Origin of the sequence: Ochrobactrum sp. MYb379, assembly GCF_037479515.1 — a bacterium.
Taxonomy (GTDB): domain Bacteria; phylum Pseudomonadota; class Alphaproteobacteria; order Rhizobiales; family Rhizobiaceae; genus Brucella.
The window spans coordinates 431277-444238 of the sequence record NZ_JBBGYW010000002.1; the positions used below are offsets into that span (position 1 = coordinate 431277).

Consider the following 12962-nt stretch of genomic DNA (forward strand, 5'->3'; position numbering starts at 1 on the left):
GTCGTCAGGAGAGTTGTGAACAAAAAGGTTCACAACCGATGGGTATGCGGCTTGTGAAGCTTTTTTGAAAGTCACTCATGTCCCTACCTGATACGATCGCTCCGGCTCTTTCCGGAGCATTAGCCGCTCGTGGTTACAACACACTCACCGCTGTTCAGAATGCCGTTTTGGCGCCTGAAACACTTCATGGCGATTTGCTTGTTTCCGCGCAGACAGGCTCCGGCAAGACTGTTGCCTTTGGTCTTTCCATGGCATCCACCATTCTTGGTGACGACCTGCGCTTTGATCGTGCGCAAAATCCATTTGCGATGATTATTGCACCAACGCGCGAACTTGCTTTGCAGGTTCGCCGCGAACTCGAATGGCTCTATGCTGATACGGGTGCTGTGATTGCTTCTTGCGTTGGTGGTATGGACATTCGTTCCGAGCGCCGTGTGCTCGAACGTGGATCGCATATCGTTGTCGGCACACCGGGTCGTCTGCGTGATCATATTTCGCGTCGTGCGCTTGATATGTCGGAACTGCGCGTTGTTGTGCTCGATGAAGCTGACGAAATGCTCGATATGGGCTTCCGTGAAGACCTCGAATTCATTCTTGGTGAAGCACCGGAAGATCGCCGCACATTGATGTTCTCGGCAACCGTACCAAAGCCGATTGCCCAGCTTGCCAAGCGCTTCCAGAAAGATGCGCTGCGCATTACAGCTGCTGGCGAAGCCGGTCAGCACGCCGATATTGATTATTTTGCGATGCCGGTTCCGCCACAGGAACGCGATCATGCAATCATCAACACCCTGCTTTATTACGATGCGCAGAACTCGATCATTTTCTGCTCGACGCGTGAAGCGGTTAAGCACATGGCAAGCCGCCTTTCCAATCGCGGTTTTGCGGTTGTGGCGCTGTCGGGTGAATTGAGCCAGGCCGAGCGTAACAATGCGCTTCAGTCGATGCGTGATGGACGTGCGCGTGTTTGCGTTGCAACCGACGTTGCTGCACGCGGTATCGATCTGCCAAACCTTGATCTGGTTATCCACGCAGACCTGCCAAACAATCCAGATACCATGCTGCACCGTTCGGGCCGTACCGGTCGCGCAGGCCGCAAGGGTACTTGCGTTCTGGTGGTTCCGTTCTCGCGTCGCCGTATTGCCGAGCGCCTTCTGAGCCTCGCAAAGCTTGATGCGCAGACAGTACCAGCTCCGGGCATTGCTGCCGTTCAGGCCAAGAACAATGAGCGCATTCTCAATGGTGAAGCTTTCAGCCAGCCGATTGATGAAGAGCATCAGGATCTGTTGAAGGCACTGACCGAGCGTTATACGCCGGAACAGATTGCGGCTGCGTTCCTCAATCGCGAACTGGCAGCATTGCCAGCTGCGGAAGATATTTCGGACGCACCTGTTCACCCGATTTCCAGCAAGAAGCCGCGTGAGCGTTCAGAGCGTGGTGATCGTCCGGAACGTGGTGGCGAACGTTTTGATCGTGCTGATCAGGGCGAACGCTTTGACCGTAATGCTCGTTTTGACGGCGTCTGGTTCTCGGTTTCGGCTGGTCGTAAGCACCGTGCCGATCCAAAGTGGTTGCTGCCGCTGATCTGTAAGGCTGGCGATATTACCAAGCGCGATGTTGGCTCGATTAAGATTTTCGACAATGAATCCCGCTTTGAAATCGTCGCTTCCAAGGCTGATGAATTCCGTCGTTCGGTTGAAGAACGCGGCACTGGCGAAAAGGGTCTCGTGATCCGCACTGCCGTTGCAGGCGCCGGTGGCGATGCTGCGCCTCGCGAAGGTAAGCGCGATTTCAAGCCACGCAGTGATAAGCCAAGAGGCGATTTCCGTGACGGCCCACGCGATAATAATCGCGACGGCGCTAAGGGTGGCTGGTCGAAGCCGAAAGGCGACTTCAAGAAAGATGGTTTCAAGAAGGACGGCAAGAAATCCAACGATGGCTATTCGAAAAAGCCACGCGGCGAGTAATCGCTCCATAGATTAAAAAAAGCCCGCCAATTGGCGGGCTTTTTTTTGTCAAAACTCCAAAACAGAAAAAGCCCCGGAAGATTTTGGTCTTCCGGGGCTTTGTTATCCGTGCAGTAAATCTGGTCTAAACGTCGAGATTGGCAACGCTGAGCGCGTTTTCCTGAATGAACTCACGGCGCGGTTCAACTTCATCACCCATCAGGCGCGAGAACAGCGAGTCAGCATCCGTCGCATCGTTGACCTTAACTTGCAAAAGCGTGCGCACATTCGGGTCTAGCGTGGTTTCCCAAAGCTGTTCAGCGTTCATTTCGCCCAAGCCTTTATAACGCTGTAGCGTCAGGCCCTTGCGACCCGTCGCGAAAATTGCATCAAGCAACGCCATCGGGCCAGAAAGCGTATCGCTCTTATCCTTGCGGCGCAGCACTGGAGGCTCGGCAAACACTTCTGCAAGGCGTGAGGCCACGCGGTCGATCTGTCGTGCATCAGCAGAACCGAGCAGTGCCATATCGAGAATAGCAACATCCTTCACGCCACGCACCATGCGCTCGAAACGATAGCCGCCGTCATCCGTCACATGTGCTGTCCAGCCACGCTCGGTTTCTTCCGAGATCATATCAAGACGTTTGGAAACCGTTGCAGCCGATGTCTGTGCTGTCGCGTCATTGGCGGTAGAACCGGGATTAAGCAGTCCGGCAATTGCGGCCTGTTCGACAACACGGCGATCATAACGTGTATGCAGGCCACCCAGAAGCTGACGCAGCGTGCGGGCATCATCGACAACAGAACGAAGGTCAGGTCCGGCGCGCACTTCTCCGCTTGCCATTTCAAGAGCCGCTTCATCAAGGCCAGTCTCGATGAGGAAATCCTCAAAGGCTGCTTCATTCTTGATATATTGCGAGGATTTTCCGCGCACGACCTTATAAAGCGGCGGCTGTGCAATATAGATATGGCCGCGTTCAATCAGTTCCGGCATTTGACGGAAGAAGAAGGTCAACAGCAATGTGCGAATATGCGCGCCGTCGACGTCAGCATCGGTCATGATGATGATCTTGTGATAGCGCAGCTTGTCAGGGTTGAAGCCATAAGCTTCATCCTTGCCAATCGATGTACCAAGTGCGGTAATCAATGTGCCGACCTGATCAGACGAGATCATGCGGTCAAAACGAACACGTTCCACATTGAGGATCTTACCGCGCAGCGGCAGAATTGCCTGATTCTGACGCGAACGACCGCTCTTGGCGGAACCGCCAGCAGAATCACCCTCGACGATGAAGATTTCTGATTTTGCAGGATCGCGTTCCTGGCAATCAGCAAGCTTACCGGGAAGCGATGTAACGCTCAGATTGCTCTTGCGGGTGATGTCGCGCGCCTTGCGCGCTGCCTCACGCGCGGCGGCTGCCTGAATGACCTTTTCAACGATGGTCTTGCCGCCAGCAGGATGTTCTTCCAGCCAAGTTGAGAGCGCTTCATTGACGAGGCTTTCGACGACAGGACGCACTTCCGAGGAAACCAGCTTGTCCTTTGTCTGCGACGAGAATTTCGGATCAGGAACCTTGACCGAAAGCACGGCCGTCAGTCCTTCACGGCAATCATCACCGGTGAGGCTGACCTTTTCTTTTTTGGTCATGCCGGATGCGTCAGCATAGCCCGTAACCTGACGCGTTAGCGCGCCACGGAAACCGGCCAGATGCGTACCGCCATCGCGCTGCGGAATGTTGTTAGTGAAGCAAAGCACCTTCTCGTGGTAGGAATCGTTCCACCACATGGCGACTTCAACGGTCATGCCGTCTTTTTCGCTCTTGATGTAGATCGGTGCATCCAGAAGGGCTTTTTTGCTCTGGTCGATGTATTTTACGAACTCAACGACACCGCCATCATAATGCAACTCGTGCTCCCGCACATCCGCATGGCGGCGGTCGCTTAGCAGAATACGGACGCCGGAATTCAAAAACGCCAGTTCGCGCAAACGGCGCTCCAGCGTGTCATAGTCGAATTCAACCATAGTGAATGTGTCGGTCGAAGGCAGGAAGCTAACCTCGGTGCCGGTTTCGCTGCCAGCATCACCTGTTACAACGAGCGGAGCATCGGCGACGCCATGCGTAAACGCGATCTCGTGAATTTTTCCCGCGCGACGAACTTTCAGTCGCAGCCAGACCGAAAGCGCATTCACAACCGAAACGCCCACGCCATGCAGACCACCGGAAACCTTATAGGAATTCTGGTCAAATTTGCCGCCAGCGTGAAGCTGGGTCATGATGACTTCGGCAGCCGAGACGCCTTCTTCCTTGTGGATGTCGGTCGGAATGCCACGGCCATTGTCGGTCACGGTGCAGGAGCCGTCAGCGTTGAGCGTAACGGTGACCAGCGTGGCGTGGCCTGCAAGCGCCTCATCGATTGCGTTGTCGACGACTTCGTAGACCATGTGATGCAGGCCAGAGCCATCATCCGTATCGCCGATATACATGCCCGGACGCTTGCGGACTGCGTCGAGGCCTTTCAGAACACGAATGGAATCCGCGCCGTATTCGGCAGGGGCTTCGGAATTCATCTCTGGAGTCTCGGTCATGAAAATCTTTCGCAAATGTGCCGCGAATGCGGCCTGAAATCCTGCTGCTTATCCAGCATAAAATCTTATGTCGAATCACTCGACAAACATGGCTTTAATATAGGCGTTAACGGTGATTTTTCCAAATTTAGCGGCCAAAATTGCCGGGGATTGCGCTTATTTGGATATGCTTATCTTCTCACGGTTGTTTTCGCGCCAAAGTGAAGGGCTCGTAGCGGTAACACGCCTGAACTCCTTGTTGAAATTCGACTTAGTTTGAAAGCCAGCATCCAGCATGATCGTGGTCACAGGCAGGTCGGTTTCGGTGAGCAACCGGCAGGCTTCATGGATCCGATAATTGTTGATGAAGCGCGAGACATTCTCTCCACTCACCCGGTTGACTGCGGCTGAAATCTGCCGCGATGGAATACCGGACTTGCGCGCTAACCGCGTCAGATTGAGGCTCTCGTTCTGATAAAGCCGTGTCTCATTAAGTAACGTTTTTATCCTGAGAAGAACGTCGTGATCCTGCGCGGATACATCGGAAATATCCTCGCGATTTTCGGGCATTGGAGCAGCAATCGCATTGCTTGCAATGAGCGCTGTGACGCCGATCAGAAATAGGCCGATGAGATTGGCATTGCCGATAATGAAGGCCGTGTGCTGGCCACCGCTCCATCCTGCATCAACAAGAACGGCAACATCAAAAAATGCTGAAAAATAAAGCGAAATGGCAGCAATAATCAAAGCGCGATGGGCTGAAATTGCAGCATCAAAGCGCGCTTCCTCCAGCCGGTCTGGTCCGGCCCCGCCCATAAAAAGTAGTGCGGACGCAAAGAAAATAAAAATGACAAACAGCGCTGCGTCGAGCAATTCGGGCGCAAAAAGCAGCAATGTTACCATCAGGCAAGGTAGCAATAGTGCCGACCAGAAAGTTGGGTTTTTTGATGGTTTTTCCCGCTGAATAAGGTTGCAAAAGCCCAAGTAAACCAGTGGCGGCAGACAAGATGCAATGACGGGCGACACCATGCGCAAAGCGGTGATGTCATAGCCCCATCGCAAGCCAACAAGTGCTGATTGAATAGCGCTGAGAAAGATCACCAGAATGAACGGCCAATGTTGGCGTGCAAGTTCCTGATTGCGCAGCGTTGGAATAAGCAAAGCCAACAATGCAAGCGCTGCGACAAAGGGCAGGGGAATGAAAATCAAGGGCACCTCAGCTTGCCATTGGCACGAACTATGTTTGGCTTTTGTCGCATTTTGTCCTTTATCGCGATTTTGGGCGACCTGAAACACGATTGAGAACGCGAGACGCCAAGATTTAGCAGAAACCTCCAACGCATCGTCATCTGAATCGAACATGCATGGAGAAAGACATGAAACTTTGCAAACTGGTCCTCGGTCTCACTTTTGGGGTGATCCTGTCTTCGGCGTCTGGCGCGTTGGCCACAGAGGTCGGCGTGCGTGCGGTCGATATTCCATCGCCTACGCGTGGAAGCGATCTTAAACTGCGCATCTGGTATCCGGCACAAAAGGGCGGCAAACCTGCTTCGATGGGTGAAAACCGTGTTTTTCAAGGTGCAGAGGCGTTTGAAAATGCACCTTTGAGTGCAGGAGTATATCCTCTGGTGCTGTTTTCGCACGGGTCTGGGGGCAATGTCGAGGCAATGGGCTGGCTTGCCAATATTCTGGTGAAGGCCGGTTTTATTGTGGCAGGCCCCAATCACCCGGGCACGACGTCGGGCGATTCCTTACCTGCAGAAACACCCAAAGTCTGGCAGCGTGTGGGCGACCTCTCAGCCGTGATCGATTTCATGAGCAAGGACGCAGAGTGGCAGCAGCATATCAATGTGGATCGCATCGGTGCCGTTGGCTTTTCGCTGGGTGGCACCACAGTTATGAGAATGTCTGGTGCGCGAAACAATCTTGAGGCTTATGCGCACTATTGCGATGGTTATAAGCAATGGGATTGCGCATGGTATGCCAATGGCATTGGCTTTCGTGACAATGAGGAAGTCAAAGTCGGGACTTATGATCTGCGCAACGTAGACCGGCAATTGTTTGAACAATCAAACCGCGATCCGCGTCTTCGCACGGCTATTATTGTTGATCCCGGAATGGCCCGTGCCTATGTGCCAGAGAGCCTTGCGAAGACTGAAATCCCGATGAATTTCATCAATTTGGGCAGTGAAGGCACGGTGCCACTGGCGACAGAGGCAAGTCAGCTGGCGGAGATAACGCCCAATGGCAGCTATGTGAGCGTTCAGGAATCTGACCACTTTAGCTTTCTGCCCGAATGCAAACCAGATGCGGAAGCTTTCCTGAAATCAATCAATGAACCCGACCCAATCTGTGCGCCGACAAAGCGTTCACGTAGCGATATTCATGCAGAGCTTTCCAATGTAATTTCAGCGCTTCTGCAAGCCACTTTGAAAAACGCGGACAAGCCTTAACATTGACCAAACGGGGCTTTGGCCCCGTCAGTCTTTGGAACTGCCACAATTGGCGCTTATATTGGTTTTCAGCAGGGGCATTCTCGACACCGAGGAGCACTTTATGGATACCACAATGGCGATCAACGAAGCCGCGCAACCATTCATCCCACCGGCACCACGCCCGCGCGAAAAGCCGGTTGGCCGCTTCGAGATGATGCGTGTGGTTTATAAAAACCCGCTCGAATTGTGGGGTGAGCCTTCTTACAATGAGCCATGGGTTTCGGTGAGTTGGCTTGGTATCAAAACCATTATTGCCAACGATCCCGGCCTCATCCGGCATGTGCTGGTCGATAATGCCGCAAACTATCCGATGTCTGCCATTCGCCAGCGGGTTTTGCGTCCGCTTTTACGCGATGGATTGCTGACCGCTGAGGGTCAGGTCTGGAAGCGCTCGCGCAAGGCCATGGCACCCGTGTTCACGCCGCGCCACATCGGCGGCTTTGCGGAAGCGATGCGCGATCGCTCGCGCCAGTTTGTCGAGCGTTACAAGACAAGCGGCATCATCACCGATGTAGCCCACGATATGACGCTGCTCACCTATGATATTCTCGCGGAAACCCTGTTTTCGGGTGAGATCGCCGGTGATCCCAACGACTTTGCGCGCCAGATCGACAAGCTTTTCGAGACCATGGGTCGCGTCGATCCGTTTGATTTGCTCGGCCTGCCAGATTGGCTGCCGCGCTTCACGCGCCTTCGTGGTAATCAATCGCTTGGCTTCTTCCGTGAACTGGTCTCCGAGACCATCGCTCTGCGAAAAGCGCGGATGGATAAGGGCGAAGACGTCCCCAATGATTTTCTGACCTTGCTTTTGCGCGCCGAAGGACCGGATGGTTTGAGCCGTGCCGAGATTGAAGATAACATCATCACCTTCATCGGCGCGGGGCATGAGACAACAGCACGCGCGCTTGGCTGGACGCTCTATCTGCTGGCCAAAGCACCGCAGGAGCGCGAGCGTGTTGAGGCCGAAATCGATGGGTTTTTTGCTGATGGCGGACATGATCTGCCGCCGCAGGAATGGCTGGCGAAACTCCCTTTCACACGCGCTGCCTTTGAAGAGGCGATGCGGCTTTATCCGCCAGCGCCGTCCATCAATCGCGAGGCCGCAACGGATGACACTTATGGTGATCTGAAAATTGCCAAAGGAACCGCTGTTCTGGTGATGCCATGGGTGATCCATCGGCACAGGCTTTATTGGGATCAGCCGGATGCCTTCATGCCGGAACGCTTCTGGCCGGAAAATCGCGACAAGCTGGATCGTTTTCAATATCTGCCATTTGGCGCAGGCCCGCGTGTCTGCATCGGTGCGAGCTTCGCGCTTCAGGAAGCTGTCATTGCGCTTGCAATCTTGCTCGATGGTCGTCGCTTTGATGTGCTGGAGACCACAAAGCCATGGCCGGTGCAGAAACTCACCACCCAGCCGCAGGGCGGTCTGCCTATGAAGGTTATGAAACGTTAATCGGTTGCCGCACCAATGGCGATCCGCGCAAGACGCGGATATTCGGGGTCGGCCAGATTGCTGATGGTTTCGAGCTCGCTAGGGCTGTACCATGCAAGCTCAGAATGTTCATCGCAGACATTGCGCGGTTCGCCACCGCCCCATGCAGTGACCTGAAAAATATGGCAGATGGAATCGCCATAGAGCTCAGGCTTTTTCTCATCGATGGCAGCGATCTCACGAAACTTGATCGGGCGAATGCCGAGTTCCTCGCCCATTTCCCGCACCAGCGCATCTTCCAGAGTTTCCCCACGCTCAACATGACCACCGGGCGTGTCCCAATGTTCGGGCCACGCCTTTTTCCATGGTGAGCGCAGCCCCATCAGGACTTTTTTGTCGCCGTTCACCAGCAAGGCACCGACGGTGACAACTTTCTTCTTCTTCGCCATGAGGGTCCCGTCATGTTGATGCGTTTGCGAATAAGCTTACTGCTAAGTCCACAAACGCACATCACCACTTTTTAATTAGCAAGGCTTTTACCTAGCAAGACGCTCCGCATGCCACTGGAGATGTTCACCCATGAAAGATGAGATGAAGAAATAGGAATGGTCATAGCCTTCGCGCATGTTGAGCGTGAGCGGAATACCAGCCTTTTGGCAAGCTTTCTCCAGCAACCACGGACATAGTCCTTCCTCAAGGAACACATCGGCTTCGCCCTGATCGACCAAAAATTCCGAAAAGCGTGCGCCATCCTCAATAAGCAGCGTCGCGTCATAGGCGCGCCATGCGCGTTCTTCGGAACCGAGATATTTTTCCAGCGCAGGCTTCGACCAGTCGGCTGTTGAAGGCTGCACAATCGGCGCGAAAGCCGATGCCGATTTGAAGCGGTCGGGGTTTTTCAGTGCGATGGTCAGTGCACCATGACCACCCATGGAGTGGCCGGTGATGCCCTGACGCGACATATCAAGTGGGAACTCAGCCGCCACCAGATCGGTCAGTTCCTTGGTGATGTAGCTATACATCTGATAGTTTTTGGCGAATGGTTCCTGCGTCGCATCAACATAGAAGCCTGCACCTTTGCCGAACTTCCAGTTCTGCGTCTCGTCTGGAACATCTTCACCGCGCGGGCTGGTATCGGGGCAAATAACGGCAATTCCTAATTCTGCGGCCATTTGCCGATACTCGCCTTTATCCATCACATTTTGATGCGTGCAGGTCAGGCCGGAAAGATACCACAGCACCGGAACGGGACCGTTCTTTGCTTGTGGCGGCAGGAAAACGGCAAATGTCATTTCGCATTGAGTGGTCTCGCTCTTATGGCGATAGACGCCCTGCGTTCCACCAAAGCATTTCGCGGTCGAAATCGTTTCCATGATTAAATCCTAACTCCCGGATACTTTAACTTCCAAGGGCAACCGCGACATTGACGGTTGCAGCCACGAGGACAGTATTGAAGAAGAATGAGACGACGCTGTGCAGAAGCGTCATTTTTCGCATCGCGGTCGTGGTCACATTGGTGTCAGAGGTCTGCGCTGTCATGCCGATGATGAAGGCATAATAGGCAAAATCCCAGCCCGAAGGTTGTGGCGTTTCAGGAAACGCAAATCCGCCCCGGTAACGACTGGCATGCGCCGCATCTTTTCCAGCTGGCTCCGTTGGTTGCCAGTATAAATGCGCATAGTGGATCGCCGTCATCATGTGGATGGTGCACCAGCCAAGCGGCACAGACGCCAGCGTCACAATAAGCGAAAACATATCTGCTTCCGGCTTTTGATTGACCAGTACAAACAGCGACACAACCGCAACCACCACCGTGGCAAATGTGACCAGAAAGATGATCCACATCGGTTCATCTGCCGTAGCTGCATGTTTTTTGAGATAAGGCGCTGTCAGTTTTGGCAAGGCGCACAATGCGAGCGCCAGATAAAGCACGAAGAAAACATTCGCCCCAATAACTGGCGCAAGCGGGGTTTTGAGAACCCAAGTGATGATGAATGCGAGTGCGCCGCCAATGGCCGCGAGATAAAACGACATATGGCGGCGCAGCAAAAACATCAGGCAGCGCTTTCCTGCGGCTCTAACCGCATATCGACATGCGGAATACCGTCTTCAAGATATTCGTCTGAAACCGCAACAAAGCCAAACGAGCCATAGAATTTCTGCAAATGGCTCTGCCCGCCTAGCTCCATGGCGATGCCCGGAAAGCGTGTCTCAGCAAAGGCAATCGCCTCTTTCATGAGGCGCTGACCAAGTTTGTAACCGCGATAATCGGCCGCCACGACAACGCGACCGATCTTCACCGGCTTACCATCCTTCTCTGGTGGCAGAACCCGCAGACTTGCTGCGAGTTCTTCACCATCGAGAATGCGTAGATGAAACGCGTCATAATCCTTGCCGTCGATTTCAGGGTAGGGGCAATTCTGCTCCACCACGAAAACATCCACGCGCAGCTTCAGCATCGCATAAAGTGCGCGCGGGGTCAGGTTGTCGATTTCATCCCAATGGGAGGTGAAAAGCTTCTCACTCATCAGTAGACAATCACCGAGCGGATCGACTTGCCTTCATGCATCAGATCGAAGGCGGTGTTGATTTCATCAAGCGGCATGGTGTGGGTGATCAGGCTGTCGATGTCGATCTTGCCTTCCATGTACCAATCAACAATCTTTGGCACATCGGTACGACCGCGTGCGCCGCCAAAGGCTGTACCCTTCCAGACGCGTCCGGTGACGAGCTGGAATGGACGCGTAGCGATTTCCTTGCCCGCTTCCGCGACGCCGATGATGATCGATTCACCCCAGCCGCGATGGGTGCATTCGAGCGCCTGACGCATGACATCGGTGTTGCCGGTGGCATCGAACGAATAGTCCGCGCCGCCATCGGTCAGATCCTGAATGGCCTGAACAACCTTGTCATTACCGATTTCGCGCGGGTTGACGAAGTCAGTCATGCCGAACTTCTTTGCCATTTCCACCTTGGATGGATTGATGTCGACGCCGATGATCTTATCGGCGCCAACCATGCGTGCGCCCTGAATGACATTAAGACCAATGCCGCCCAGACCAAACACGACAACATTAGAACCTGGACGAACCTTAGCCGTGTAAATAACCGCGCCAATGCCGGTGGTCACACCGCAGCCAATGTAGCAAATCTTGTCGAAAGGCGCGTCTTCGCGGACCTTGGCGACAGCAATTTCCGGCAATACAGTGAAGTTCGAGAAGGTCGAGCAGCCCATATAATGGAACACTTCGCCGCCATCGCACGAAAAGCGCGAAGTTTTGTCAGGCATCAGACCCTGACCCTGCGTTGCGCGGATCGAGGTGCAGAGGTTTGAGCGCTGCGACAGGCAGGTTTTGCATGAGCGGCATTCCGGCGTGTAAAGCGGGATCACATGATCGCCGGGCTTTACCGAAGTCACACCAGCGCCGACTTCACGCACGATACCCGCACCTTCATGGCCGAGAATGGCCGGGAATTTGCCTTCGGAATCAAGGCCGGAAAGCGTGTAGGCATCCGTGTGGCAAACGCCGGTCGCCATGATTTCGACCAGCACTTCGCCAGCGCGTGGACCGCCGATTTCGATAGTTTCGATGGTGAGCGGCTTCTTTGCCTCCCAGGCAACGGCTGCGCGTGACTTCATGTTTGCAATCCTTTTGTCCGTGCGCCCTATTTCAGATAGGTACGCAAAATCCGCATGATTTCGTCGATTTGTGTATCGGGATCAGCCGCTGCATTTTGCGCTATGGTCTCACGCGCTTGGCCAAATGTCTCGCGAAAATGGCTTTCCAGCACTTCCGCCATCAATCCGTTGGTCGCCCCACGCAAAGCCGCAATCTGCTGCAACAAGGCAGCGCATTCCGTGCCTGCTTCCACTGCGCGCTCAAGCGCTTCGGCCTGGCCTTTGATGCGGCGCAGACGCGTTAAAGCACGCTTTTTGTCTTCCGGTGAATGCGGCATGGAATCTCCCGATTTTCACAAAATCTATATACTCTAGGGGAGTATGTCAATTGCTCCTAAAATAGCTTTTGCGAGAATAGTTTTGCGAGCAAATCTTACAGGCTGGATTTTATGCCTCAAGCTTAAAATGCAGCAGCGGATAAGGGCGTCCCTGATCATCCGTTTCCGAGCTGCCTGTCTCGACAAAACCCATATGCTTATAAAAGCCGACGCCTTGTGTGTTCTGCTCATTCACATCAACGGTCAGCGTGCCCTGCTTTTTCGCATGCGCAATCATATGCTTGCCAATACCCTTGCCGCGCTGAACAGGTGAAATAAATAGGCTGTCGATATTGTTATCGGTCATGCCCATAAAACCTACCGGTTTGCCGTCATCCTCAATGACATCCACTTCCACATTCGGCAGATATTGCTCACCGACCAGCTTTTCGATTTCAGCGAAATCTTCGCGGCTTAGAAAGTGATGCGTTGCCAGCACACTTGCGCGCCAGATAGCGGTAAGGGCTGGGGCATCCGCCGGATTGGATTTTCGGATATGGATCATCTCGGTTCCCTGTGTGATA

The 12962-nt window shown here is 53.8% G+C and carries 12 protein-coding genes; 3 read left to right on the forward strand and 9 right to left on the reverse strand.

Annotation, left to right across the window (positions count from 1 at the left end; genetic code table 11):
* Window positions 1-77 precede the first annotated feature (77 nt).
* Complete coding sequence (locus tag WH356_RS06135; RefSeq protein ID WP_339509302.1) at window positions 78-1967, forward strand: DEAD/DEAH box helicase; 1890 nt, start codon at window positions 78-80, stop codon at window positions 1965-1967.
* A gap of 124 nt (window positions 1968-2091) precedes the next feature.
* Here WH356_RS06135 and gyrB read toward each other — a convergent pair whose 3' ends face one another.
* A complete protein-coding gene (gene gyrB / locus WH356_RS06140; protein WP_339509303.1) occupies window positions 2092-4533 on the reverse strand; it encodes a DNA topoisomerase (ATP-hydrolyzing) subunit B in 2442 nt (813 codons plus the stop codon).
* A 156-nt stretch (window positions 4534-4689) separates the two neighbouring features.
* A complete protein-coding gene (locus WH356_RS06145) occupies window positions 4690-5721 on the reverse strand; it encodes a helix-turn-helix domain-containing protein (protein ID WP_339509304.1) in 1032 nt (343 codons plus the stop codon).
* Between the two features lie 167 nt (window positions 5722-5888).
* Here WH356_RS06145 and WH356_RS06150 point away from each other — a divergent pair, with 167 nt between their 5' ends.
* Together WH356_RS06150 and WH356_RS06155 are read left to right on the forward strand one after the other, a co-directional pair.
* Window positions 5889-6965 carry an alpha/beta hydrolase family protein gene (locus WH356_RS06150; protein WP_339509305.1) on the forward strand — a complete coding sequence of 359 codons (1077 nt, stop codon included), beginning with the start codon at window positions 5889-5891 and terminating at the stop codon, window positions 6963-6965.
* A gap of 103 nt (window positions 6966-7068) precedes the next feature.
* Window positions 7069-8463 carry a cytochrome P450 gene (locus tag WH356_RS06155; RefSeq protein ID WP_339509306.1) on the forward strand — a complete coding sequence of 465 codons (1395 nt, stop codon included), beginning with the start codon at window positions 7069-7071 and terminating at the stop codon, window positions 8461-8463.
* On the opposite strand, the gene WH356_RS06160 is transcribed toward WH356_RS06155, so the two are convergent.
* The 7 genes from WH356_RS06160 to WH356_RS06190 form a co-directional block, all read right to left on the reverse strand.
* On the reverse strand, window positions 8460-8891 hold the full coding sequence (locus WH356_RS06160) for an NUDIX hydrolase (RefSeq protein ID WP_339509307.1): 432 nt from the start codon (window positions 8889-8891) through the stop codon (window positions 8460-8462). The two genes, WH356_RS06155 and WH356_RS06160, sit on opposite strands and share 4 nt — an antisense overlap.
* Window positions 8892-8978: 87 nt before the next feature.
* Complete coding sequence (gene fghA, locus WH356_RS06165; RefSeq protein ID WP_339509308.1) at window positions 8979-9815, reverse strand: S-formylglutathione hydrolase; 837 nt, start codon at window positions 9813-9815, stop codon at window positions 8979-8981.
* A 25-nt stretch (window positions 9816-9840) separates the two neighbouring features.
* Entirely contained in the window at window positions 9841-10497 is a 657-nt protein-coding gene (locus WH356_RS06170; protein WP_339509309.1) for a DUF1345 domain-containing protein, read from the reverse strand.
* Entirely contained in the window at window positions 10497-10970 is a 474-nt protein-coding gene (locus WH356_RS06175) for a GNAT family N-acetyltransferase (protein ID WP_339509310.1), read from the reverse strand. The genes WH356_RS06170 and WH356_RS06175 overlap by 1 nt, the downstream gene beginning before the upstream one ends.
* Window positions 10970-12082 carry an S-(hydroxymethyl)glutathione dehydrogenase/class III alcohol dehydrogenase gene (locus WH356_RS06180; protein ID WP_339509311.1) on the reverse strand — a complete coding sequence of 371 codons (1113 nt, stop codon included), beginning with the start codon at window positions 12080-12082 and terminating at the stop codon, window positions 10970-10972. Before WH356_RS06180 ends, WH356_RS06175 begins: the two co-directional genes overlap by 1 nt.
* 26 nt (window positions 12083-12108) lie before the next feature.
* Window positions 12109-12399, reverse strand: coding sequence for a metal/formaldehyde-sensitive transcriptional repressor (locus WH356_RS06185; protein WP_339509312.1), 291 nt, complete (start codon window positions 12397-12399; stop codon window positions 12109-12111).
* A gap of 109 nt (window positions 12400-12508) precedes the next feature.
* Entirely contained in the window at window positions 12509-12943 is a 435-nt protein-coding gene (locus tag WH356_RS06190) for an acetyltransferase (protein WP_339509313.1), read from the reverse strand.
* Window positions 12944-12962: the final 19 nt, after the last annotated feature.